Here is a 251-nt window from a genome sequence, read left to right on the forward strand (position 1 = left end):
TATCGATATTACTTTGATTAAGTGATATTGATAGGGTGTTTTTATTTGAACTAGAGATTTATTGTATAAAACTCTGCAAAACGGATTCTAAGTCTTTCTTACTAATGGGTTTGGATAAAAACTCGTCCATACCAACTTGCATACAAGCCTCGCGATCTTCTTCTGTATTATTTGCAGTTAGTGCCACAATCGGTATTTTATCGCCTTGTGAACGAATCACTTGTGTGGCTTGTAGGCCGTCCATAACAGGC

At 37.1% G+C, this 251-nt stretch carries 1 protein-coding gene; it reads right to left on the reverse strand.

The genetic code is table 11. From position 1 onward, the window contains the following. Nucleotides 1–58 precede the first annotated feature (58 nt). Nucleotides 59–251: response regulator (locus SB772_RS43745; protein WP_410838995.1), on the reverse strand; the 193-nt coding region annotated here is incomplete at its 5' end.

This window comes from Paraburkholderia sp. SIMBA_030, from assembly GCF_046535245.1.
Classification (GTDB): domain Bacteria; phylum Pseudomonadota; class Gammaproteobacteria; order Burkholderiales; family Burkholderiaceae; genus Paraburkholderia.